This window comes from Flavobacterium cellulosilyticum (assembly GCF_004349355.1).
Lineage (GTDB): Bacteria > Bacteroidota > Bacteroidia > Flavobacteriales > Flavobacteriaceae > Flavobacterium > Flavobacterium cellulosilyticum.
On record NZ_SMFK01000001.1, the window covers coordinates 1 to 22,747 of the forward strand.

The window sequence follows — 22,747 nt, forward strand, 5'->3', positions numbered from 1 at the left end:
CGGTTAGCGGCTGCAAAAGTAACTATTCTTTTTTAACTGGCAAGACTTTTTGAAAATCTTTTGAAAAATATTTTTTTTCCATCTTATTATCAATCTTCTTATCAGTCTATCAAGGAACGTTGCTCGTTTAGCGGGGTGCAAAGGTAACTCTCGTTTTTAAATCTCACAAGCTTTTTTTAAACTTTATTTAGAAAATAAATCTTCCTTTTTGTTTGTAATGCTTGTCAGTATTTTAAAGAACTTCGTGCTCATTGCGGGTGCAAAAGTAGTGGGTTTATTTAGTTATTCAAGACCTTTTGTAAACTATTTTTAAAGTATTTTTTAACACATTGATAACCTATTGTTTACATTAGCTATTTTTTGAGGTTTTGTGATTTATGATTCCAGTTTTTTAGAATTCTATACGTTTTATGGACTTTGAGGTTTGATTTGGGTTTCGGATTTTGAATGGAAATGGGTTTTATAGCGATTATATATGATGAGGCGTGCTGTAAAAAAAAGCGGTTTCTTTTGAATAATAGCTTTCAAAGACCTATCCCCTGCTTCTGACACACAGATTTGAGCAAATTTTCGTAGATGGTTTAACAGTGCATCTGTTTTTATTTGAAAAACTTTGAGATTATATTTTAGTAATAAGTACGTTTGATTAGATTTACTGTACCTATATATAAGGAGAACTGTATATATAAAACCAACTTACCTTTGTTGGAATTTAAAGTGGCACGCAGATTTTAGAAGATGGCGAACTGACATACTGGTTTATTTTGAAAAGCATTGGCTTTTATAGTACTACATAATGACATGAACAGAATATATATAGGAGAAACATCTTAATGACTACGTATGCCATAGCCCTGATCGCAGTGGAAATCCTTGTGAAAAGAAAGACTAATTTTTCTTGCAGAAAAAGAGCGACCAAAGGAAGCTCCTTTTTATGCTTAGAAAAATAGACTGGATTGAACAAGATTGAAACGAAGAGATGGATGAAGCTCCTGAAAGCAATAAATATTTGATTCTAAATCTACTCGTAACGTATGGCTTTGACCGGAGAAATCTTTGTTATTATGTAGGAAGGGATTAATAATACAAGGAAACAGATTGTGATGGTGAGCAAATTTAGTAAGACGATGTAACCCCAATTGAGGTATACGGGTGCTTCATTTACGTAATAATTTTCGGGATTGAGGGTGATTACTCCGAAATATTGCTGAATGAGTAGCAGTGAAATCCCAATGAAGTTTCCCCAGAAGAGTCCTTTTATTATAAGATAGAGTGCGTTGTAGAGAAATACTTTACGCACGGACCAATTGTTTGCACCTAATGCTTTGAGCATTCCGATCATTTGAGTACGTTCGAGAATAAGTACCAATAGCGCAACGACCATATTGATGGTAGCCACGAGTATCATTACCGATAATATGATGATGATGTTGAAATCGAAGAGTTTTAACCACTCGAATATATAGGTGTATTTTTCGACTATGGTTTTAGTGTCTAATGTTGAGCCCGATTGTTTGTATACTTTTTCGCCAATTTCTTTTATGTTATTGAAATCGTCTACAAAAACTTCGAAAGCACCTACTTGATCAGTCGTCCATTTATTGATACGCTGAATGTGACGAATGTCACCTATAATATAGGTGGCGTCGAATTCCTGAAAACCAGAGTTGAATATCCCTGCAATTTTGAATCTTCGGACGTTGGGCATCTTATTTTGCTCTTCCTTCATGAAGAAGGTGTTGAAAGTATCGCCTACTTTTAGATGAAGTCGGTTAGCGAGAAACTGAGAGATTAAAACCTCTTGATTTGTATTCTTTGTATAATCAGGAACGTTACCAGATACGAGATACTCTTTTATGTTGTTCCATTGATAATCATTTCCGACTCCTTTGAAAATGATTCCTTCGAAAGCAGTTTCGGTTCTAATAATACCAGCTTTACTAGCAATGGCTTGAATATGACTTACCTCAGGAATGGAAGAGAACTTGGGATAAAAATCTTGTTTTTTAGATATAGGAACCAGCGTAACTTCGGATTGATTGTTATCATAATTTGAAATAATGATATGTCCGTTGAATGCTGAGATTTTATCACGGATTTTTTGTTGAAGTCCAATACCCGTTGCGACCGATACGATCATCATAATCATTCCGATGGCAATTGCCGAAATAGCAATCTTTATTATAGGTGAAGAGATACTGCTTTTGTAATCTTTGGCAGTGATAAGTCGTTTGGCTATGAAATATTCTAAATTCAATTGTATAGGATGTCTTGTTTGAAATTTGCTTATGCCAAAAATACAGCATAAACTTGTTTGGTGATTTTATAATGGATAAAATTTATGAAATCTATTTACAAAGGCAACTTCTCCTTCATTTTTTCTACAATATTAAAAGCTGCGGGGCAAATGGCGACATTTTTTAGCGTTAAATCGGTAATTTGATTGAACTTCTTTCTATCGGTGTGTGGAAATTCGCGACATGCCTTTGGACGAACATCATAAATAAAACACGTATTATCTGTATCCAGAAAATTACAAGGCACAGATTGCAACACATAATCGGTATCTTCATCTACACGTAAATACTGATCAATAAATTGCTGTGGTTTTTGTCGTAAATATTTTGAAATTCGCTCAATGTCGGCCAAAGTAAACAATGGACCGGTTGTTTTGCAGCAATTGGCACAATCCAGACAATTTGTTTTTTTGAATTCGGCATCATGCAAATCCTGCATAATGTAATCGAGATTCCTTGGCGTTTTCTTTTTTAGCTTATCGAAATACTTTTTATTTTCGATATGCTTATCTTTGGCTTCTTTAGGAAGATTATTTATGATTTGTTTCAATTTGATTACTTGATTTGAATTACAAAAGTAAGCAACTTCTAATTTAATAACTAAAAACCTGAGGATAGATTACTTCGTTCCTCGCAATGACTATGAAAGATCTTTTCGGAAAAGCCATACTCGATTTCCAAACCAATACATCTCCTGAAGATTTAATTACCGAAACATCCATCTCTGAAGCGGACGAAATGAGTGTTGCCTATCTTTTTCGTTCTTATAATGAAATGCCAAAGTTGGAACAAAAAGCGCTTCAATTAGCCAAAGGAAAAGTACTTGATGTAGGTTGTGGAGCAGGAAGTCACAGCCTGACTTTACAAAACGAACGGAATCTAGACGTTACTGCTATCGATATTTCGCCAAATGCGATTGAAGCATGTGCACTTCGAGGTTTGAAAAACGCCAAAGTTCAAGATATCATGACTTTGGAAAACGAAAAATTTGATACTATTCTGTTATTAATGAATGGAACGGGTATTTTCGGGACTATAAAAGAAACTCCTCGGTATTTGCAAAAACTAAAAAGCCTATTGAACCCTCGCGGACAAATATTAATTGATTCATCGGACATTATTTATATGTTTGACGATGATGAAGATGGCGGAAAATGGATTCCAAGTAATGGTTATTACGGCGAATTGACTTTTACGGTTTCCTATAAAAACGAAACTGAAGCTACTTTTCCTTGGTTGTATTTAGATTACAACACCTTGCAAAATGCGGCATTCGATAATGGTTTGAAATGCGAAATGATTTTGGAAGGGGATCATTATGATTATTTAGCTAAACTCTCATAGAAAAGTGAGGGAGTTAGAAGTGGGAAGTTAGAAGACGGGAGAGAAGAGTAAAGTAAATTTAACAAATACAAAACTTAAATTATGAATGATTTAGAATTAGATAAATTGCGTTATCCAATTGGACATTATATCGCTCCTGAAAAATACACTTCAAAATACATAAATGAGAAAATTGCTGAAATCGCTTCATTCCCCGAAAGGCTAAAAAAAGGAGTTTCCCAATTATCAAACAAACAATTAGATACTGCCTATCGACCAGATGGGTGGACTATTCGTCAAGTGGTTCACCATTGCGCCGACAGCTATATCAATTGTTTTAGCAGAATCAAATGGGCATTGACCGAAGATACACCTATCATAAAATTTTACCACGAAGAACTTTGGGCAGAAATGCACGACAATAGAACTATGCCTATCGCACCAACTTTGTCTTTGCTCGAAGGTTTGCATTTTCGTCTGGCGTACTTAATGAGCAGTCTGTCTGAAAACGACTTGCAAAAATCATTCATACATCCCGCAAATAATAAAGAGTACAAAATCGAGGAAATCATTGGCACTTATGCTTGGCATAGCAACCACCATTTGGCACACGTCACCGAATTGAAGAAAAGAAAATCTTGGTAAATATTAGGAGCTTTTTCCAGCTGTACATTACAATCTTTTTATAGCTTTTACTCCGCAAAGCTACGTAATAGCTATAAAAAGGATTTTCATTTCCATCTGGGCTAGTGCATTTTACACCTCTAGCAGATTTGTAGTTTCGATAATATCTTGCAATGCTGCATACAAAACATCTAGATCTTCTTGAGAATTATACGCGTTAATCGAGTAACGTATATAAAAATTTCCATTCAAAGGTAGAATAGGAATTTCGATTTTGTATTTTATATACAAAACTTCTTTCAATTCGACAGGATTGGATGTATTAATTGGAATACTTGCCATTTGAACCATAAATTCTTCAGATATAGGACAAATTGGATTCGTTTTAAGTAGATCACAAAAACGTTGGTAGTTTTCTAAAACAAGTTTTCTACATTCCTTTGCTTGAAGTTTCCAATTATTCTTTTCCAGAAATTCAATTACTTTAGGCGTACACAAGAAAGCAGAAATATCTCTAGTTCCCTGAAATTCTTGATAATCTAAAAACTGACTTTCTCCAGGAGCCACACTTTCGTATCCCCAACCCACAACAAGCGGATCCAGCATATCCTGAAAATTTTTTTTCACATAAAGAAAAGAACTTCCCTTGGGAGCCAACATCCATTTATGTAGTGTACCTGTATAAAAATCAGGATTCAAATCCATGATATTTAAATCCATTTGACCTGGTACGTGAGCACCATCAATAATAGTGATTAGTCCTAATTCTCGAGCTTTTTCACAAATTTCCTTAACTGGAAAAACCAAAGCAGTTGCGCTTGAAATATGGTTTAAGAAAACGATTTTGGTTTTTTCATTATAACCAGACCAAAATTCTTCTAATATTTGTTCTTTAGAAACGACTGGAAGCGATATATTTTGGCGAATGTATTTGATTCCCGCTTTTTTGCAATAGAAATTCCAAGTACGATCCATGGCGCCGTATTCGTGATTTGTAGTCAGAATTTCGTCGCCTTCATTTAAATCCAAACTACGCATAATTGTATTGATAGCGAAAGTTGGATTTGGTGTGAAAAAAAAATCATTAGAATCACATTCAATGTAATTGGCTAATCTTTCTTTAGCTATATATAAATATTCACGCTGCTTTTTTAATAAAAACTGAACAGGTTCTTTCTCTAATTCCAATTGAAATCGTTGGTATTCTTCAAAAATTAGTTTCGGACAGGCACCAAATGAACCATGATTTAAAAACGTGATTGTAGGATCAAGAAGGAATTGTGATTTCATTTCTTACAGCTGATTAAAAAACAATAATTATGGAATGTTCAAGTATTTATGGGTTTGCAAAGAAACTCGCCATTCAGGATTGTTCATTACATACTCTACAATAAGCGGCGTCATTTCTTCTTTTTTGCTCCATTCCGGTTGCAAAAATAAAATGGCATGGTTATTTACTAATGCAGCTTGCTCCTCAGCGAAAATAAAATCGTGCTTATTGTAAATAATCACTTTCAATTCATTTGCATTATTATATACGGTTTGAGTAGGTAATTTATTTTTCTTTGGAGAAAGACAAATCCAATCCCATTTCCCAGACAGTTCATAAGCACCTGATGTTTCTATATGTACTTTCCGGTTTTGATCTTTAAGCTTTTGAGTTAGCAAAGTCATGTCCCACATCAATGGCTCCCCTCCAGTTACAACAACGGTATCTGAATATTTGCTGGCATTCGTAACTATTAAATCAGTACTTGTAGGTGGATGCAATTCAGCATTCCAACTTTCCTTTACATCACACCAATGACAACCAACATCGCAACCACCAATTCTTATAAAATAGGCAGCTGTTCCAGTATGATAACCTTCTCCTTGTATAGTGTAAAACTCTTCCATTAGCGGAAGCATTGCACCTTTATTAACTTCTAATTGTAATTCTTTTGAAAGCATTTCTTTATTTTAAAGTGCAAAGATAGTGAAATAAAAGTGTTGAGTAAACTCCATAAAAAAAGCCGATAATTCTTTGAGAATTATCGGCTTTTTTTATGGAGTTTTAAATTACTTTTTCAATAATTCTAATGATTTTGTAGCATAATTATTAGTTGGATCCAATGCAAGAGTTTTATTGAAATATTCAATTGCTTTTGGTTTATCAGTATTTGCATAAGCAGCCGCGCTAGTATTATACGCCTCTATAACTTTCTTTAAAACTACTGGGTTAGCCAATTCCTCTGCTCCTTTTTCAGTAGTTTTAGCAATGAATTCCTCATAATACTTTATAGTCATTGGGTCATTTGCCATCAAACTATTTGTTCTAGCTCTATAAAGCAAGGCATCAAGATAAGTAGGAGAAGCAGTAAAAACTCTCTCAAATGCAAGATCCGCTTTTTGCAATCCTGCAACATCTAATGGTTGACCTTCCTCTCTTTTTCCACTACCATAATAGATTGACAAACCATAATAAATATTGTCTTCTAAATAATTTGGACTTTCAGGATATGTAGTGGCAAATTCAAAAACAACACTTGCTTCTTTATAAAATTTATCACTAAACAATGATTTTCCAAGTTCATTTAAATCTTCAATAATTAATGGCTCAATTTCGATCGCTTTTTTAATATCAGAAACTCCTGATTTAAACAAAGTTGAATCGATAGAAGTCCCTTCTATTGACAAACCTTTTTTGAATTTAGCTTTAGCTAAATAAAGATAATCTTGAGCTATTATAGTATTATTAGGATTAGCAATATAATTATTTAATGATTTAATTGCCAAGTCAATGTTATTATTTTCTAAAGCAGAATACCCTAAATAACGAAATATACGTGGATTCACTTTATCCATTGCTGCCATAGCATTAGCTTCTTTTTCAAGTTCTTTATAATCTTTGACCAATACCAAGAAATCAGCATGACGCATTCTTGAATTTAAAGAACGATCTGTTAAACTAAGGTACTTTTCATAGTGGCCAATAGCGGTTTTCATATACTCTTCTTCTTTAGAACGTTTATTTCTACCCCATTTGTAATAAGTTTCAGCTAATTCTCTATAAACTGGACCATAATTTGGATTTATGGCAATTACCTCATTAAATGATTTTATAGCTTCATCATATGATTTTGCTCCTTTTAACAAAACCCCTAACTGCATTTTTGCTCTTAATAAAGAAGAATCTATTTGGAAAGCATTTCTATAGGCTGCATAAGCCTCATTTTGATTTTTATCCCCATAGTAAGCATCCCCTAAAGCAAGAAATATTTGCGAATCATCAGATTTTATCGCTTTTGCTTTATTTAAAAATTCAATAGCCTTTGAATAATTAGGAATTGATGAAAATGTATAGGCTTTACCAATATAAATTAACTCTTCGATATCTCTTCTTCTAACATTTTTTAATGCTAAGGCAAAATTTGAATCGGCAGCAACAGAATTTCCGTTATTTAAATCTATTTGACCTAAACCGATATAATTTAAATCTTCCCCATCTTTACCTGTTAATCCTCTTTTGAATGCAATTTTAGCTGAATCAGTAACTGTTTGAACAAGATAAACATTTCCCAATAAAAAATTCGCTCTACCATCGGTCGGATTAGATTGGAGGATTGATTTCAATATGGATTTAGCTTTCTCATATTGCTCAGCATCAATTGCCGTTTTCGCTTGATTAATGTCTTGTGCAAAACCAATTGAAATAGTTGCTAAAAAGGCTATGCTAAAAAGTTTAAATTTGTTCATCGATAATATATTTATTTTATTATTTTTCATTATTTATTGTATTTCTTATATTTATTTTTCTTCCAGGAATTCGTATAGGCAAAAGTCCTGACTTTAGAATAATTCTTTGTCCAATATCTCCTGCAACAAATGAGGCAAAACCCATACCTAAACCTGAAAATCCTTGTCCATTTATTATAAACAATTCTCGTGCCAAAGAATATTTACCTTCAGCAATATTATTTTGACTTGGAAAATAATAATTCTTATCTGTAAGGCTTTTAACACTTAAAATATTAACATTAGCCATATATTTTTTCATTATTGGCGATGGTTGTGACAACCAATTTAATCCTACAACACCAATCATCCCATCATTTTCGGCAACAAACTTAATAACATCTTGGTTTGTTTTAAAAGAAAAAACTCCTTTTTCCGGAATAGTATTAATTCCAGCAAGTTCGTTCATATAGCGTACAGTGCTTGAATTTGGATTATCAAAAACTAACCCTTTTATATTTGAATTTGACTTACCCTGCAAAAATTCAATTACATTTTTTAAATCTATTAAAGTGTCATTATTGGATTTATTTGATACAAACGCTATGGCATCGATAGCAAATTTAGTGATTTTTGGAATAATTTTTTTTTGTTCAAAGATTTTATTTTCCTCTTTTGTTAAATTTCTAGTTAAAATAGCTATTCTTGATTTATCTTTAAATAAAGAAAGAATCACTTCTGATTCTGATAAGGAAACAATATCAATCTTAGCATCATATTTACTTTCAAAAACCTCAACTTGATCTTCTATAATTGGCGTCAAGGTTTCATCTACCAAAACAGTTGTTGAACCTTTTAAAATTGATTCATTATTACTATTTTTCTTTTCTTTTTGATTACACATCACAAATAAAAATCCAATACATAAAAGAACAAAGTATTTGCTTTTTTTTAACATAACTAATTATTGTTTGAATTAAAAAATCGAAAAAATCTAAAGAATGAATAAACAATTAAAACAACTCCAAAAGAAACCCTATAAGTTGATGTCATTTCTATTGGAAAACTTTGGGGAAATAAAAAATTCCAAAAAATTACAATTAGGCCTAAAAGCAAATATACAAAAAAAAACAGGATTCCTATAATGAAAAGAAATCGCTCGTTAGGCGATTTCTTTTGAAAATTTATACCAATATTCTTCAACATTAGTCTGCTGATTGAATACTGATTGGCAAACTGAAAGTACAACGTACTTTTTTACCGTTTTGTTCTCCAGGGGTCCATTTTGGACATCTGTTTAATACACGTACAGCTTCTTTTCCAGTTCCGTAACCAATATCTCTAAGTATTTTAATATCTGTTAAGGAACCGTCTTTTTCAACTACAAAAGTAACATAAACTTTACCTTTAAGACCTGGCTCATCTGGTGCTTGGTAATTCCTGGCAACAAATTTATTGAACTCATTCATTCCACCAGGAAAATCAGGTTTTACCTCAATACCTGCTGTGTTATACACTGTATTATCTTCTTCAATTACAGCAGCAGGTCCTTTACCTACTGGCTCAACAGTTAGAACTGCATCAGGATCTCCTTTAATCGTTTCTTTACCAATGTTTTTATTTTTAATTTCTTTGATAACTACAATTTCTTCCACAACCTCTTCTGCTTTTGCAACAACTGGTTTAACAAACTTCACTTGATCCACTTTTGGAGGTGGCGGTGGAGGTGGAGGAAGATTAATATCTTTTGGTTTTTCCTTTTTTGGAGGTAGTTTTACTGTAGTAATAATTTTATCCAATGAGTTATCCACCTTTTTTTCTGGAAGCAAACGCATCAGATTTGGTATACTAACCAAAACAATAAAAATTATTGCCCCAATAATAAATGCCTTAAACGTTCGGTTTGTGATTGATTTTCTCAATTCATAAGCGCCGTAAACTTTGTTGCGACCCTCGAAAACAATTTCAAGCCATTGATTTTTTAATAAATCTAATTTCATATTTCTTAATTATTAGGTTATTAGGTTATTAGATTTACTCTTTTTTCCCCTCTAACAATTTTGTTTCTTCTGGTGTAAAATCATTAACAATTGCATAAGTCGGCACATCAACAATTGCCATTTCATCTAGTATATCAACCAAATTTCGATAATTTGATTTCTTACTTGGTTTAATAATAACAATCATACCATTTTTAGGCTTTCCTTTAGCAGTAGAATATGCTAAAACTGATTTTTTTCTAGATAATAATTCTTCACGAATTCCATCTTTTCCGTATGTAAAATCTTTAGGAGCTCCACCAACAACTGGAGTAGCCAATAAACCAACATAACGTACAATTTTATTATCAGCACCTAACATTATCGTCATCGTACGATTTTCATCTACTTTTATATTTGATTCATCTTTGTCATCTTTATCTGGCAACCCCAAACTCATAGATTGTGGTTTAGACAAGGTCGTAGTTAACATAAAGAATGTAATCAACAAGAAGGCTAAATCCACCATAGCAGTTAAATCTACTTTAGAGTTTTGTTTTTTACTTCTTACTTTTTTATCCCCCTTGCCTCCACTGTCGCCTGTATTTAATTCAGCCATTTTAGTGTGTGTTTTTTAATTAAAAATCTTTTCCTCTTAAACCAGTAACTAAACTAAAGTTATTGATTTTTTGATTTTGTAAAATATCCATTACTTTACGAATTACCGGATATTCTTCTTTAGCATCTCCTTTTATGGCAATTTGTAATTCCTTGTCATTAATTTCAATATTTGCAATTCGAGCATTTTGAACCCAATCCGCTAATTGATTATCAAGTGAATCTTTAGGAACTCCTGGTTGCCCCGCTTTTGATCGCTCAGAAGCTTTCATTTCAATAATTTGTTTTAAATTCTGAATTGGAACTCCAAAACCTTCCATTTTTGAAAATTCAGTTTTATCAGCATCTGAAAATTCAACATTATATTTCTCACTCATTAATTCTAAAGTTCTCATACGAACTTCTCTTCCTATTATGTCAAAAAATACTTTTCCTTTACCAATTGTCAAAGTAGCCAAATCAGATTCTGGCAATTTAGTTTGTACAGTTGATGATGGAGTATCCACAGGCAATGCTTCTGGTATTTTGGCCGTAGCGGTCAAAATAAAAAAAGTAAGCAAAAGGAATGCTACATCACACATAGCAGTCATATCAATAGACGTTGCTTTTTTTTGCGTTTTTACAGCCATTAAATTATATATTTAAATTAAAAGAATCTGGCCTACAAAAATGCAGACCAATTCTTAAAATTATTACTAATTATTTATTTAGAGTACCTCTGTAGTGTCTGTATGTATTCACGATTGTGTTACCAGCCTCGTCAATTGCGTAAGTTAGTGTATCTATTTTTGAAGTAAATAAGTTATAAGTAACAATCGCTAAAGCAGAAGTCGAGATCCCTGTAGCAGTATTGATAAGCGCTTCAGAAATACCATTAGCCAACAAAGCTTGATCTGGAGTTCCAGAACTTGCTAACGCACCAAATGCTTTAATCATACCAGTAACTGTTCCTAACAAACCTGCAAGAGTTCCTAATGAAACTAATGTAGAAAGAATAGTCATATGTTTTTCTAACATTGGCATTTCAAGTGAAGTTGCTTCTTCAATTTCTTTGTGAATTGTTTCAGCAGCAGTTTCGCTATCTAAACCTCCTTTTTTAACTTCTTGATATTTAACAAGAGCTGATCTAATTGCATTTGCAACAGATCCTTGTTGTTTGTCACAAGCTGCAATTGCACCATCAATATCTCCTGATTTGATGCTTTTTTGCACAGAACTCATAAAAGTATCTAAATTACCTTTTCCAGCAGCTTTAGATATTGCAGCATAGCGCTCAAATGAAAACACTATCACCATTAACAACAACCCCATCAAAACAGGTACAATAGGACCTCCTTTATAAACCATCGCTAAATAATTCCCTGGTATTGGATGACCTGTATTTACCCCGCCTTCAAAATTTCCTCCAGCACCCATAATGAAATTCCAAACTAACCATCCAGTAAAAATACATAATACAATGATCAATAATGAAATCATTCCTCCTAAACCTGAACCCTTTTCTTTTTTAACGTTTGCCATTTTTTTTTAATTTTAATAATTTTAATAATTTTATTTGCGCTTTAATAAACTTTGTTGAAGGGCAAATTTATATTTTTAGTTGAAATAAAAAAATTATTTTTGGTATTATTATAATATTTTTCAATTTACAAATCGAAATTTATTATTTTATTATTAAAAAAATTACATTATATTTAATAAAAACACCTTTTTTCATAAACATACTCCTAGATACAAGGCTTATCCAAACTATTTTTTAAAATTTTTGGTAAATATTTTACAATAAAAATATTTTGTTTATTTTTAAAATTACGAATTAATTTTATTCATTATTCAATTTTACATAACATTAAAAATACAATATATTGCATATCATTTAAATTCCAAAAACAATTATGAGAAAAAAAGATGAATTTGAACAAGTAATCACAAGTGGTTATTTATCTAAAGGTGAAAGTATAATTCTTGGGGGAGCAATGCTAGATGGCGAAGTTTTACCAAACGCACATATTAAAATTCCATTAAAAACTTTGAACCGTCACGGTTTAATTGCCGGAGCTACAGGAACTGGAAAAACAAAAACCATTCAAGTTTTATCTGAACAATTATCTTCATTTGGGATTCCTGTTTTGATGATGGACATTAAAGGTGATTTCAGTGGAATTGCCAAAGAAGGTGAAGAAAAAACGTTTATAACTGAACGTCATAGTAAAATTAATATTCCATACAAAATATCTAGTTTCCCTGTTGAATTAATGTCTTTATCTGACCAATCAGGTGTAAGATTGCGTTCAACTGTTTCAGAGTTTGGCCCCGTTTTATTTTCAAGGATTTTGGATTTAAATGACACCCAAGCTGGCGTTGTCTCGGTATTATTTAAATATTGTGATGATAACAAAATGCCTCTTTTAGATTTAAAAGATATAAAAAAAGTTATTAACTACATAACAGAAGATGGCAAAAAAGAAATCGAAGATAATTATGGTAAGATTTCAACTTCGACAACAGGTATAATTTTACGAAAGATTATTGAACTTGAACAACAAGGTGCTGAATTATTTTTTGGGGAAATGTCATTTGAAATTGACGATTTAATGCGAATTGACGAAAATGGAAAAGGATACGTCAATATCATTCGATTGACTGATATTCAGGACAAACCTAAATTATTTTCAACATTTATGCTAAGTTTATTGGCCGAAATTTACAATCAAATGCCTGAAAAAGGAGACTCAGACCAGCCTGAATTAGTCATTTTTATAGATGAAGCCCATTTGATTTTTAAAGAAGCAAGTAAGACTTTATTGGATCAAATAGAAACAATTGTAAAACTAATTCGCTCAAAAGGAGTTGGAATTTACTTTATTACTCAGAATCCAATGGATGTTCCGAGTGGAGTTTTGGCACAATTAGGGTTAAAAATTCAACACGCCTTGAGAGCTTTTACCGCAAAAGATAGACAAGCTATTAAACAAACGGCAGATAATTATCCTTCGTCCGATTTTTATAAAACCGATGAAATCCTGACTAGTCTGGGAATTGGAGAAGCTTTAGTAACTGCATTGAATGAAAAGGGAATCCCAACACCACTGGCCGTAACAATGCTTCGTGCCCCAATGAGTAGGATGGATATTTTAACTGAAAGTGAAATTCAAGAAATTAATTCAAAATCAAAATTAGTTCGAAAATATTCTGAAGTAATTGATCGAGAAAGTGCTTATGAAATGCTTAATAAGAAAATTTCAATTATTGAACAAGAAGTTGCAAAACACCAAGAAGAAAAAACAGCGAAAATAGAAGAGAAAAAAGAAAACAAGAAGACAGCTGAAACAACAGGAGCGGTAACTAATTCCGTTTTAAAAGTATTAACAAGCGCTACTTTTATAAGAGGAGCTTTTGGAGTTTTGAGTAAATTACTTAGAAAATAATTCTATCAAAAAAACCAATCTATTTTATACATTACTATTTTTACATATAAGTTGCACCCAGAAAACACATTTAAAATCGGAAATAGAATTAAAAGAGGAAGTTTTAAAAAAAGAAAGAGACTTCAATTCTCTTTCGGAAACGAAAGGAATTGCAGAAGCTTTTTATACTTTTGCTCATTCTAATGCAGTACTTAAAAGAGAAAACGATTCTTTAATTCGAGGCAAGGAAAACATTAAATTATATTATAATAATCCAAAATATAAAAATGTTACCATAAAATGGAAGTCTGATTTTATCGAAGTTTCCCAAGACGGAAATATCGCGTATACTTATGGCAAATATATTTGGAGCGTAAAAGATTCGGTAGGAAATTCCAAAGATTTCAAAGGTATTTATCATGCAGTTTGGAAAAGGCAAAAAGATGAATCCTGGAAATATGTTTGGGATTGACAGTCTTTAGTTTAATATGATAACTACCAAATTTAGGTAATAACATTCTTTATTTTTTGTTAAGTAGCAGTACTAAATCTTATAAAAAACCTAAATACTAAATTTTCAATTTAAAAAAAGAGAGTTTAAACTCCAATTGGAATCAAAACTCTCTTTTAATAAAACTAAAATAATTATTATTTTTATTTTTTACTGTCATCAATAATCGCTCCGGTTCCTGCTCCAACTCCAGCACCAACGAGTCCACCAATTATAGCTCCCGTACCTTTTTTCTTGCTGACAATAGCGCCTGTTGCAGCACCAACACCAGCGCCAATTACCGCCCCTTTTGCTGCTCCACTCCAACCTTTCTTTTTAGCAACTGTAGTGCTGGTTGCAGGTTGATTTACTACTGTTACATTTTGAGGACGAAGTTTTTCTTCATTGATTTTTGTGATTTCTAACTGCATAGAATCAATAATTTTTTGTTTATTGATTTCTGTTTGCATAGAATCAATGCTAGCCTTTTTGGCGTTATTAATGTCACTTTTTTGTTGGTTCTGACAAGAAACAAATAAAAGTGTCAAAAATAGAATAGATAGTGTTTTCATAATTACAATTTGTAAATTTGTTGTAAAGTTAGAATTAAAATCGTAGTGAGAGTTACACAATTCAAATAAAATTTCATACAATTACATGAATGACCAACTTATAAAAATCATCTTAAAAACTAAAAAATCTCGCCATTTCTGGCGAGATTTTTTACTTTAACCTTCTTTAGAAAATTAAATGATTAACATTGCATCTCCATAAGAATAGAATTTATACTCTTCTTTGATTGCTTCTTCATAAGCTCTTTTCATTAAATCGTGCCCACAAAAAGCAGATATCATCATTAATAAAGTAGATTTTGGTGTGTGAAAATTAGTAATCATACAAGTTGCCAAACTAAAATCGTGTGGTGGAAAAATAAATTTATTAGTCCAGCCGTCAAAAGGATTTAGAGTTCCGTGTGAAGACACAGAGCTTTCAATTGCTCGCATAGAAGTAGTTCCTACAGCACAAATTCGTTTTTTCTTCCCCTTAGCATCATTTACAACATCACAAGCTTCTTGATTGATTTTTAATTCCTCAGAATCCATTTTATGCTTTGATAAATCTTCTACTTCAACTGGATTAAATGTTCCTAAACCTACATGAAGTGTAACTTCGGCAAATTTAATTCCCTTAATTTCAAATCTTTTCAACAAATGCTTAGAAAAGTGCAATCCTGCAGTTGGCGCAGCAACCGCCCCTTCCTCTTTAGCATAAATTGTTTGGTAACGATCTGCATCTTCTGGAGTTACTTCTCTATTAATGTATTTTGGAATTGGTGTTTCTCCTAATTCTGTCAATTTATTTCTAAATTCTTCATACGAACCATCATAAAGAAAACGTAATGTTCTTCCACGTGAGGTGGTATTATCAATTACTTCAGCAACTAATGAATCGTCATCGCCAAAATATAATTTATTTCCAATACGGATCTTACGAGCTGGATCAACCAAAACATCCCAAAGACGTTGTTCTGCATTTAATTCTCGAAGTAAAAAAACTTCAATTCTTGCACCCGTTTTTTCTTTATTTCCATACAAACGTGCTGGAAAAACTTTTGTGTTATTTAAAATTAGGACATCTCCCTCATCAAAATAATCGATAACATCTTTAAATGTCTTATGTTCAATAGTTTGTTTTTTGCGGTCAATTACCATCAAACGTGCTTCATCTCTGTTTTCTGATGGATATTCAGCAAGAAGCTCTTTAGGTAAATTGAATTGAAAATGGGATAATTTCATTTTTATAGTTTAAAAGTTGATGCGTTTAGAAGTTTAGAGGTTCTAAAATTTTAAACGCCTGCAAATATACGACTGTAAGATAGGCGTTGTCAAGTGTTTCGCACTTTATTTTTATATAAAGTCGAAAATAAGATGTGACAGCAGTATTTTAATCGGATTTTACTTTTCTACAATCTCAAAACCTAGTTTTTTCATGTCTTCCCAAAAATCGGGATACGACTTTGAAACTACCTCTGCATTGTCTATAACAATTGGCACTTTCAGCGCTAAAGGAGCAAACGCCATTGCCATTCTATGGTCATTATAAGTTGCAATTGCAATAGTAGGCCTGATGTGATTTGTAGCTATCAATGTCAAACATTTATCTGTAACGGTGATGTTTGCACCCAATTTTGTTAATTCGGTTTTTAAAGCTTCTAGCCTATCTGTTTCCTTGATTTTTAAAGTATGAAGCCCCGTTAAATGGCAACCTATCCCTAAACCAAAGCAAGTTACTACAATAGTTTGGGCAATATCTGGTGAAGAATTAAGATCCCAATTTAGATTTTGAATTGATGTATAAGCCTTTTTCTTTAGAATAATTGAATTGTTTTCAAAAGTAGTTTCAACTCCTAATTCTTTATAAATAATTGCTAAAGAAGAATCGCCCTGTAAACTTTTTTCCTTGTAACTGGATAATCGAATAGCAGTGCCTACATTGGCCATAGCCACAATGGAATAAAAATAAGAAGCCGAACTCCAATCCGACTCAACTGTCATAACCTTCGTTTCGACTTCCTGTTTTGGATATACTTTGATTAAATTTCCCTCGAAACTCGTTTTTATCGCCAAATCGTTGAGCAACGCCAAGGTCATTTTGATATAAGGAACAGAGGTGATAGCACCTTCTAAATTCAATTCGATTCCATTTTCTAATTTAGGAGCTATGAGCAATAGTGCCGAAATATATTGGCTACTCACATTTGCTGGCATGGAAACATAACTGTTTACTAATTTTTGTCCTGTAATTTTAATTGGTGGAAAACCTTCGTTTTCTACATACTCAATCTTTGCTCCTAATTGTCGCAAAGCTTCAACCAAAATTTTGATGGGACGTTCTTTCATTCTTGGCGAACCGGTCAAAGTCACTGTTCTATTTTCTTGAATGGCAAAAAAGGCCGTCAAGAATCGCATGGCTGTTCCGGCATGATGAATGTCTACAATTTCGTCATTTCCATTCAATGCTTTTTGCATTACTTCGCTGTCATCAGAGTTCGATGTATTGGCAAGAGAAATAACAGGAAATAAAGCTTGCAACAATAACAATCTATTGGTTTCGCTTTTAGAACCTGTAATTTTAATTGTATTTTGTATATCGCTGATTGCAGATTGCAGGAGTAGATTCATTTCTATTAATTATAAGTTATGAGTTAAGGTATTTGACTTTATACTCAAATAATTTCGGGGCGCAATTTACTACTCCTCATTCACAATTCATAATTCACAGCTCATAATTATTTCAATTTTTCATTATTCTTGTGACGGTCTTTATCTCGAACGGATTTCAAATCCAATTTTTTATCGAAAGCAGCTTGCAGATCGATTCCGGTTTGATTAGCGAGACACAATACTACAAAAACCACATCGGCTAATTCTTCGCCAAGGTCTTTGTTTTTATCGCTCTCTTTTTCAGATTGTTCGCCGTAACGACGGGCTATGATTCTTGCAACCTCCCCAACTTCTTCAGTAAGTTGAGCCATATTCGTTAATTCATTGAAATAGCGAACTCCATGTTCATTTATCCAATTATCTACTTCTAGTTGAGCGTTTTTTAAGTTCATACGTTTTATATTTTTAACACTGTCAGGGTTTTGAACCCTGATTGGGTTGTTGATTAGGTTAATATTCGATTATTAAATTATTTATTTCATTTACTTTTGGCTCTTGATTATGAAAAAATATATAATCTTCGATACCTCCAAAAATCTCGATGACTTCATTTCTCATTAATTTTGTAGGCTTATCTGAAATTATAGTTTCATATGATGACCAAGGATACAAACTCATTTGTTTTACAAAACCGTGTTGAACTGGATTGATATGTATGTAATAAATCAGTTGTCAAAAATACATTTCAGAAGAAACCAATTTTCTTTCGAAAGTGGTTTCAAACAAACTTCCTGTTCTATTGTATCGTTTGTTTATAGCTTGTGTATAGGAGTTGAACAAATGCGAAAACTGTCTAGATGGGTCAATTAATTTTGGTTTTTCGGTTGTATTGTAGCTTAACTCGCTTTCGTTAATTTCAATTCTTTCTTTTATTTTTACCAAAATATGAAAATGGTTTTTCAATAAACACCAAGCAAAAGTTTCGGCAATTGGCTCTATACATTTTGCATACAAACGCAAAAAATGATAGTAATTCTCCGTTTCAAGAAATATATCAATTCCATTATTGCCCCGATTGTATATATGGTAATGATTTCCATGACGAATTGGTTCCTTTATTTCCATTTTCTAAATTTAATTAACCCTGTCAGGGTTTAAACCCTGACAGGGTTCGGTTAACGAAGGTATTAAATTTTCTTTAGAACAATTCTCTCTGATTGCTTATCTGTCATTTGTCTATAAAAATCTTTTAACACAGAATAAAAGTCTGCAGAGACAAGTAATTTGTTTGATTCTTTTGCAATCGAAACCTGAATTTTATTATAAGATGCTTCTACGTTAAATACAAATGATGCGACATTATCTTTAGTTTGCAATTTAATTGGTTTTGGAACTGATTCAACAACATAGCCTTTGGGGATTTCAAAAATCACATTGAATTTTTCTTGGTCTGGATAGCCAAAATAAATAGGGAATTCCCTTTTTTCCTGAACAAATGGATTTTTATTTTTTGCGAAAAAAAGTTGCGGATTAATATACATTTTATCTCTAATTATTTCGCATTGATTGTCGGATGTAAATGTAAAATTCTCCATGATAGGTTTAGAGTAGTCCTTACTGTTGTCGATAGTATAGTCACTAATTTTAATTCCAGACAAATCATTTTCTAGTTTTTCAAGATAATTTTCTTGATTAATTCCTGCGTATTTTTCTCTAAAAGTGAAAGCATGATAATCTGTCCCATACACTCTATATTGACCTGATATCTTCCCGTTTTCATCAATTGTCACGAGCATATTAGTTGTTGTTTTAGACAATAATTTTGGCTCTAATTTTATTTCCTCAGAACTCCCATCTTGTCTTATTAATCTTCCTGTCCAGTTTAAGGTGAAGAGTGGTAAAATAGAATTTGTGGTGTGTTTATTTGTTGCATCGAGTAAAATTTGTTTTCCGTCTAATTCTGCAGAAGCAATCACATAATTAAAAATAGTTCTATTGGGAAATATCGGAATACCATGATCTATAGTACTTAGTAACACTGGATTTGTTACTACCCCTACATAATTTAGCATAGCCATAAGAATAAAATTGATTTCGGCTGTGTTCCCGACCCCATCAATATAAGCTTGCTTGACACCTTTATCTGTATAATATCCTTTCTTATTGTTCCAATTCATTTTGTTCTGAACAAATTTAAAGATGATGTCCAACCTTTCACTTTTGGATTCTACATTTTTCAGAATACGCGATACATCTTGAATTATATAATCCCTTTCTTTAAGTTCTTTTCCAAAATCCTTATCTTCATAAATTGTTTTTGCAACTCCTTCCCAAGTCACAGAATAATCTTTGACTGGTTCTAGGTAAAATTGTGTTTTTTCTAATTCATGTGCTACAGACAAACGATAATTATCAATATTATCTACAAAAGGTTCTTCTTTTAAAGCGGGAATATTTATAGCTGTATAGGTATTACTAGCTTGTTGAAAACTAACTGATTCCGTTTTCATTTGATCATATTTATTAGCAAAAGATAGGTAACCGTTAGTAATTTTAGAATCAAATTTTAATTCCGAAGGTCGCTTAGCAATCGCTTTATACACAAAAAACCCAGGGATTTCTGTGGTGTATTCTGAATTATTTACGGGAATATCTTTTTGAAAATTAAAATCAGGAAACTCAATAATGTTCCCTGATTTTAAAACATATTTAAATTCAATAACAGAACCCACCTTTACATTTGGCATTGTAATGGCGGCTTCTTTCCAGTATTTATTTATTGATGTTTTAAAACTCCCTTCGTTATTTAGCTTAGTTTTAATCACCTTTCCATTTTCAAGATTATAGGTTACACAATCTGTAAACTCTAACTTATCAGGATTAAGGTTCTCATAGCCAACACGAAAAGACACATTATAATTTGCCCATTTTAGGCCTTCTTTTTTATAAATTTTAATTCTAAAGGTGTTTTCTGTATTAATACTAAACCCGTTAGTAATAGTGTAGGTGAAAAAAGTTTTAGCTTTATTAAACAAAACCGCCGCAACTGCTGACGAATCAATCGGATGCGTTTTTTCTTCAAGTTCTTTTATAGACACTTTTCCTAATTTAAAATCTTGGGCATTGCTAATAGCGAACGACAAAAAAGCAAAGACTGCGATTACGTTTTTTTTGAAAAGCATAATTATTAGTTTTTAGTTAATATAATTTTGGCATTGTCGTTTCTAGAAATTTGATCTATAAAAAGACGGTACTCCTCATATTCTTCCTTCGTATACATTCCTTTTTTCAACAAAAAGCTTCTTTTATAAGTAAAATGAGTTGCATCTTTTTTGACAAACTCGGCTTTGTATTCTCCAAATTTATTTATTGACTCTATGGTAGTTGGTAAAAATTCTATTGTAAATGCGGATGGCAATGATATTTCAATAGCATCTGAATCGAAAAAACCTCTATCAATTTCAAAAGGATTTTTACGATTTCGAATTCGAGTAACACCCCATAAATTATGATTGAAAGCGTTTACTGCAAACATCATTTTATTGGATGTAAGATTGCCATAATTCAAAGCACTTAAATCGGATTCTATTGTAAAAGCAACATTTTCTTTATCGTTAATGAATTTAGTCGAATTGATTTTTAAATTTTTAATATTCGACCAATATTTTTTAAAATGAGCTTCTTTCTCATCGGGTTGCATTCTTTCTGTATTCGATTTCTCATACTGTGAACCTGTAGACACAATACTAATCTTACCCGAAAAATCTCCATCTTGATTTATAGTATATTCGCCACTACTTATTTGAGAATTCGCTTTGTTTTCATATTTTTTGGTTCTTACAATTTCTCCACCTTTGGGTTTTATTACCACAACATCTCTGTCGTCTGTAAAATTAGCTTGATATCCAAATGGATTAAATTGATCCGTACATTCCAAAAATACATATTCTTCGCCATTTGGAATTGCCAAAATAGCATGATTCCCTTGAACAGAAAAAAAATCAGATTTAATATTTGTTTTATCTTTTCCTCCATACAATTCGGTATAATAAGAAGGTACATTAACTGCGAATAACAGTGCTCTGGTATAATTAGTAAGCGCCTTACAATCTCCATAACCCAATCGATCTACATCGTTGGCCAACATAGGTTTAAAACCACCAATACCTACTTGAATACCTACATATCTCGACTTTTCCTGCATGTATTTGTAAATCAGTTTCGCCTTCTCGATTGGATCTGTTTCGTCTCCAACTAAGGCTGTCATTTTTGCTTTTGTTTCTGGTGAAAGTTCCGCTGTTCCAGTCAATATTTTATCCGAAAACCATTTTCCATATTCATTCCAAGTTTTGGCATTTCCATCTACCCCTTCCAAATTAAAAAACTCCAATCCCATCATCAATTTAGGGTACATTTCTCGTACAGTTGGACTTAAATCCTCTGGCTTCTGAGCAGGAATATTGGTTGCTGTGTATGACAATTGCGTAGAAGAATCTAGCCCTTTTTTGATGTTGAAACCCATAAAATTCAATTCCATTTTCTTAAAACCAAGATTCGCAGGATAAGTCACATTTACTATGCTTTTTTCTATACTTAAAAAATAATCATTTAAAGGAAACCATGATGGAATAAAAGCGGTTGTAGAAGTTTCGACTTCGCTTTCGTAAACGACTGTAAAAGGATATAAAATTGGTGTATAATCTAAAAAGACAACTCTACTGTCTGAAAATATAGTTCCACCACCTGCAACACTTTGATCTCTAAAATCTTTACGCTTTATCTTCTTGATTTCATTTCCAAAATTATCAAAAACAGTAGCTTGTATACTCTGAATTGAGGATCTTTTATTGTAATTCTCATAGGCATCAACCGATCCGAGGCCCTTTTCATTTAGAACAGTTACCACTCTTGTCTTTTTGACATTCATACTTCTTTGAGATGAAATCACTATATCAGTTTGCTCTAAACGCACTACCGCATTGGCATTTTGCTTTAAACTATCAGGAATTGACACAGTAGAATACGATGATTTTTGAGCTGTAAGAAATGTAGTGAAAAACAGAAAAACGAGATAAACAAATTTGAATTTCATCGAATGATTTTTATCTCAGAAATGTAAGAATAAATCTGA

At 32.3% G+C, this 22,747-nt stretch carries 21 protein-coding genes; 3 read left to right on the forward strand and 18 right to left on the reverse strand.

What is annotated here, in order from left to right; all coding sequences use genetic code 11:
- Positions 1 to 1,021 precede the first annotated feature (1,021 nt).
- Both E0F76_RS00005 and E0F76_RS00010 read right to left on the reverse strand, forming a co-directional pair.
- Positions 1,022 to 2,257 carry an ABC transporter permease gene (locus tag E0F76_RS00005; RefSeq protein ID WP_132000286.1) on the reverse strand — a complete coding sequence of 412 codons (1,236 nt, stop codon included), beginning with the start codon at positions 2,255 to 2,257 and terminating at the stop codon, positions 1,022 to 1,024.
- 95 nt (positions 2,258 to 2,352) lie between these two features.
- The gene (locus E0F76_RS00010; RefSeq protein WP_132000287.1) at positions 2,353 to 2,847 is read right to left on the reverse strand and encodes a YkgJ family cysteine cluster protein; all 495 of its coding nucleotides are present in this window, start codon (positions 2,845 to 2,847) and stop codon (positions 2,353 to 2,355) included.
- 92 nt (positions 2,848 to 2,939) lie between these two features.
- On the opposite strand from E0F76_RS00010, the gene E0F76_RS00015 reads away from it, so the two are divergent.
- Positions 2,940 to 3,641, forward strand: coding sequence for a class I SAM-dependent methyltransferase (locus E0F76_RS00015; protein WP_132000288.1), 702 nt, complete (start codon positions 2,940 to 2,942; stop codon positions 3,639 to 3,641).
- Between the two features lie 81 nt (positions 3,642 to 3,722).
- Entirely contained in the window at positions 3,723 to 4,265 is a 543-nt protein-coding gene (locus E0F76_RS00020) for a YfiT family bacillithiol transferase (protein ID WP_132000289.1), read from the forward strand.
- A 111-nt stretch (positions 4,266 to 4,376) separates the two neighbouring features.
- Here E0F76_RS00020 and E0F76_RS00025 read toward each other — a convergent pair whose 3' ends face one another.
- From E0F76_RS00025 to E0F76_RS00065, 8 genes are all read right to left on the reverse strand, one after another.
- Positions 4,377 to 5,534 carry an aminotransferase class V-fold PLP-dependent enzyme gene (locus E0F76_RS00025; RefSeq protein WP_132000290.1) on the reverse strand — a complete coding sequence of 386 codons (1,158 nt, stop codon included), beginning with the start codon at positions 5,532 to 5,534 and terminating at the stop codon, positions 4,377 to 4,379.
- A gap of 27 nt (positions 5,535 to 5,561) precedes the next feature.
- Complete coding sequence (locus E0F76_RS00030; protein WP_132000291.1) at positions 5,562 to 6,194, reverse strand: 7-carboxy-7-deazaguanine synthase QueE; 633 nt, start codon at positions 6,192 to 6,194, stop codon at positions 5,562 to 5,564.
- A 108-nt stretch (positions 6,195 to 6,302) separates the two neighbouring features.
- Entirely contained in the window at positions 6,303 to 7,979 is a 1,677-nt protein-coding gene (locus E0F76_RS00035) for a tetratricopeptide repeat protein (protein ID WP_132000292.1), read from the reverse strand.
- A gap of 19 nt (positions 7,980 to 7,998) precedes the next feature.
- Positions 7,999 to 8,916, reverse strand: coding sequence for a PstS family phosphate ABC transporter substrate-binding protein (locus E0F76_RS00040; protein WP_132000293.1), 918 nt, complete (start codon positions 8,914 to 8,916; stop codon positions 7,999 to 8,001).
- Positions 8,917 to 9,163: 247 nt separating this feature from the next.
- Positions 9,164 to 9,958 (reverse strand): energy transducer TonB, encoded by a 795-nt coding sequence (locus tag E0F76_RS00050; RefSeq protein WP_132000295.1) that lies wholly within the window; start codon positions 9,956 to 9,958, stop codon positions 9,164 to 9,166.
- Between the two features lie 34 nt (positions 9,959 to 9,992).
- Entirely contained in the window at positions 9,993 to 10,556 is a 564-nt protein-coding gene (locus tag E0F76_RS00055) for an ExbD/TolR family protein (RefSeq protein WP_132000296.1), read from the reverse strand.
- Between the two features lie 19 nt (positions 10,557 to 10,575).
- Positions 10,576 to 11,184: an ExbD/TolR family protein gene (locus E0F76_RS00060; RefSeq protein ID WP_132000297.1), complete on the reverse strand. Its 609-nt coding sequence runs from the start codon at positions 11,182 to 11,184 to the stop codon at positions 10,576 to 10,578.
- Between the two features lie 70 nt (positions 11,185 to 11,254).
- Positions 11,255 to 12,076, reverse strand: a complete 822-nt coding sequence (locus E0F76_RS00065; RefSeq protein WP_132000298.1) for a MotA/TolQ/ExbB proton channel family protein — start codon at positions 12,074 to 12,076, stop codon at positions 11,255 to 11,257.
- A 374-nt stretch (positions 12,077 to 12,450) separates the two neighbouring features.
- On the opposite strand from E0F76_RS00065, the gene E0F76_RS00070 reads away from it, so the two are divergent.
- On the forward strand, positions 12,451 to 13,983 hold the full coding sequence (locus E0F76_RS00070; RefSeq protein ID WP_132000299.1) for a helicase HerA-like domain-containing protein: 1,533 nt from the start codon (positions 12,451 to 12,453) through the stop codon (positions 13,981 to 13,983).
- 633 nt (positions 13,984 to 14,616) lie between these two features.
- Here the strand turns inward: E0F76_RS00070 and E0F76_RS00075 are convergent.
- The 8 genes from E0F76_RS00075 to E0F76_RS00105 all read right to left on the reverse strand — a co-directional run bounded on the left by E0F76_RS00075 (position 14,617) and on the right by E0F76_RS00105 (position 22,708).
- Positions 14,617 to 15,024: a glycine zipper family protein gene (locus tag E0F76_RS00075; protein WP_132000300.1), complete on the reverse strand. Its 408-nt coding sequence runs from the start codon at positions 15,022 to 15,024 to the stop codon at positions 14,617 to 14,619.
- Positions 15,025 to 15,198: 174 nt separating this feature from the next.
- The gene (gene queA / locus E0F76_RS00080) at positions 15,199 to 16,248 is read right to left on the reverse strand and encodes a tRNA preQ1(34) S-adenosylmethionine ribosyltransferase-isomerase QueA (RefSeq protein WP_132000301.1); all 1,050 of its coding nucleotides are present in this window, start codon (positions 16,246 to 16,248) and stop codon (positions 15,199 to 15,201) included.
- Positions 16,249 to 16,407: 159 nt separating this feature from the next.
- Entirely contained in the window at positions 16,408 to 17,634 is a 1,227-nt protein-coding gene (locus E0F76_RS00085; RefSeq protein WP_132000302.1) for a 3-phosphoshikimate 1-carboxyvinyltransferase, read from the reverse strand.
- Positions 17,635 to 17,741: 107 nt separating this feature from the next.
- Positions 17,742 to 18,068 carry a nucleotide pyrophosphohydrolase gene (locus E0F76_RS00090; protein WP_132000303.1) on the reverse strand — a complete coding sequence of 109 codons (327 nt, stop codon included), beginning with the start codon at positions 18,066 to 18,068 and terminating at the stop codon, positions 17,742 to 17,744.
- Positions 18,069 to 18,126: 58 nt separating this feature from the next.
- Positions 18,127 to 18,294, reverse strand: coding sequence for a hypothetical protein (locus E0F76_RS19510; protein ID WP_246021938.1), 168 nt, complete (start codon positions 18,292 to 18,294; stop codon positions 18,127 to 18,129).
- A gap of 54 nt (positions 18,295 to 18,348) precedes the next feature.
- Positions 18,349 to 18,741, reverse strand: coding sequence for a hypothetical protein (locus E0F76_RS19515; RefSeq protein WP_246021939.1), 393 nt, complete (start codon positions 18,739 to 18,741; stop codon positions 18,349 to 18,351).
- 62 nt (positions 18,742 to 18,803) lie between these two features.
- On the reverse strand, positions 18,804 to 20,798 hold the full coding sequence (locus E0F76_RS00100) for a DUF3857 domain-containing protein (RefSeq protein WP_132000304.1): 1,995 nt from the start codon (positions 20,796 to 20,798) through the stop codon (positions 18,804 to 18,806).
- Positions 20,799 to 20,803: 5 nt separating this feature from the next.
- Positions 20,804 to 22,708: a DUF3857 domain-containing protein gene (locus tag E0F76_RS00105; protein WP_132000305.1), complete on the reverse strand. Its 1,905-nt coding sequence runs from the start codon at positions 22,706 to 22,708 to the stop codon at positions 20,804 to 20,806.
- Between the last annotated feature and the right edge of the window lie 39 nt (positions 22,709 to 22,747).

What these genes read in the sequence shown, in the direction of transcription:
- E0F76_RS00085 (WP_132000302.1), bottom strand. Translation starts at nt 17,634, where the DNA reads ATGAATCTACTCCTGCAATCTGCAATCAGCGATATACAAAATACAATT.
- queA (WP_132000301.1), bottom strand. Translation starts at nt 16,248, where the DNA reads ATGAAATTATCCCATTTTCAATTCAATTTACCTAAAGAGCTTCTTGCT.
- E0F76_RS00030 (WP_132000291.1), bottom strand. Translation starts at nt 6,194, where the DNA reads ATGCTTTCAAAAGAATTACAATTAGAAGTTAATAAAGGTGCAATGCTT.
- E0F76_RS19510 (WP_246021938.1), bottom strand. Translation starts at nt 18,294, where the DNA reads ATGAGTTTGTATCCTTGGTCATCATATGAAACTATAATTTCAGATAAG.
- E0F76_RS19515 (WP_246021939.1), bottom strand. Translation starts at nt 18,741, where the DNA reads ATGGAAATAAAGGAACCAATTCGTCATGGAAATCATTACCATATATAC.
- E0F76_RS00090 (WP_132000303.1), bottom strand. Translation starts at nt 18,068, where the DNA reads ATGAACTTAAAAAACGCTCAACTAGAAGTAGATAATTGGATAAATGAA.
- E0F76_RS00050 (WP_132000295.1), bottom strand. Translation starts at nt 9,958, where the DNA reads ATGAAATTAGATTTATTAAAAAATCAATGGCTTGAAATTGTTTTCGAG.
- E0F76_RS00015 (WP_132000288.1), top strand. Translation starts at nt 2,940, where the DNA reads ATGAAAGATCTTTTCGGAAAAGCCATACTCGATTTCCAAACCAATACA.
- E0F76_RS00075 (WP_132000300.1), bottom strand. Translation starts at nt 15,024, where the DNA reads ATGAAAACACTATCTATTCTATTTTTGACACTTTTATTTGTTTCTTGT.
- E0F76_RS00035 (WP_132000292.1), bottom strand. Translation starts at nt 7,979, where the DNA reads ATGAACAAATTTAAACTTTTTAGCATAGCCTTTTTAGCAACTATTTCA.
- E0F76_RS00040 (WP_132000293.1), bottom strand. Translation starts at nt 8,916, where the DNA reads ATGTTAAAAAAAAGCAAATACTTTGTTCTTTTATGTATTGGATTTTTA.
- E0F76_RS00055 (WP_132000296.1), bottom strand. Translation starts at nt 10,556, where the DNA reads ATGGCTGAATTAAATACAGGCGACAGTGGAGGCAAGGGGGATAAAAAA.
- E0F76_RS00020 (WP_132000289.1), top strand. Translation starts at nt 3,723, where the DNA reads ATGAATGATTTAGAATTAGATAAATTGCGTTATCCAATTGGACATTAT.
- E0F76_RS00060 (WP_132000297.1), bottom strand. Translation starts at nt 11,184, where the DNA reads ATGGCTGTAAAAACGCAAAAAAAAGCAACGTCTATTGATATGACTGCT.
- E0F76_RS00100 (WP_132000304.1), bottom strand. Translation starts at nt 20,798, where the DNA reads ATGCTTTTCAAAAAAAACGTAATCGCAGTCTTTGCTTTTTTGTCGTTC.
- E0F76_RS00070 (WP_132000299.1), top strand. Translation starts at nt 12,451, where the DNA reads ATGAGAAAAAAAGATGAATTTGAACAAGTAATCACAAGTGGTTATTTA.
- E0F76_RS00105 (WP_132000305.1), bottom strand. Translation starts at nt 22,708, where the DNA reads ATGAAATTCAAATTTGTTTATCTCGTTTTTCTGTTTTTCACTACATTT.
- E0F76_RS00065 (WP_132000298.1), bottom strand. Translation starts at nt 12,076, where the DNA reads ATGGCAAACGTTAAAAAAGAAAAGGGTTCAGGTTTAGGAGGAATGATT.
- E0F76_RS00025 (WP_132000290.1), bottom strand. Translation starts at nt 5,534, where the DNA reads ATGAAATCACAATTCCTTCTTGATCCTACAATCACGTTTTTAAATCAT.